General features: G+C 66.9%; 1 protein-coding gene and 1 pseudogene. Both read right to left on the bottom strand.

Translation table 11 applies throughout. The features are described 5' to 3' along the window. Nucleotides 1-441: 441 nt before the first annotated feature. Nucleotides 442-717 carry a hypothetical protein gene (locus AC08ON_RS16300; RefSeq protein WP_011438159.1) on the bottom strand — a complete coding sequence of 92 codons (276 nt, stop codon included), beginning with the start codon at nucleotides 715-717 and terminating at the stop codon, nucleotides 442-444. Nucleotides 718-777: 60 nt separating this feature from the next. After that, nucleotides 778-875, bottom strand: a pseudogene (locus tag AC08ON_RS16295) (molybdenum cofactor biosynthesis protein MoaE); the annotation flags it as partial.

Raw genomic sequence — 875 nt, 5'->3', positions numbered from 1 at the left:
GTCCACGGTGATCAAGGACGTCCCGTCAACGCTGCCGAGGGTGTCGGTGACCGGCCCGGGGGCCAAGGTGACGAACGGTACCGGCATCCACAGCCCCGCGACCACGAGAACCAAGGCCAGTACCGACGCGACCACGAGGGTCTGGGTGCGCCGGACCATGCTCGCAGTCTATGTATCAGGGCTCACGGCCCTCGTCCCGGCGCCCGGGAACCGAGGTTCGCCACGACGGTCCGGGGTTGCGGTAATCGACACCGAAAGGCATTCGGTGGCCCGAAAGGCGCGGCGGAAGGCCGGGGCAGAGTCCGGAAGGCCGCGCGGAAGGCCGGGAGGTGGGGAGTAAAGAACGAGATCGAAAGCACGGTCGAGGGACTCGACGGACCACTCGGTCCTGAACCGCCGTCCGGCGGCCGGTGAGACGCCCCGGCCGCCGGACGGAAACGATCAGATGGACTCGGGCGGCGGCGCCGTGTGTCTCGCGGACAACGGCGCCCCGGCCGAGGCGGACCGCCCGGGATGACCGGGATGACCGGGTTCGTCGAGGGCGGTAACGGTACGAACCTCGTGCTGGGCGGGGATCGGTCGGGCCAGCGCGGCCATACTGCGCCGGTAGCCCTCAATCGTGATCATGGCTTCGGAGGTGCGGTCGGGACGGCTGCGTAGGGTGACCCACGCAAGAGTTATGAGCACGGCGACGGGGGGGATCAACAGGAACCACATGGGAGCCTCGACGTCGAGACGGGCAAGAAGATGACTTATTTCTATCGTAGGGTGCCCCGATCAGCAGGCGCCTACCCATTCCGCCGCGCCATCCGCAAAAATCTGGTGTTTCCAAATGGGAACCTGCTCCTTGATGTCATCGATCAGACGACGACGGG

It is taken from the genome of Frankia sp. CoWAU3, from assembly GCF_977971855.1.
Note: the sequence above shows the minus strand (reverse complement) of the source record. Positions and strands in the feature narration are given on the sequence as shown.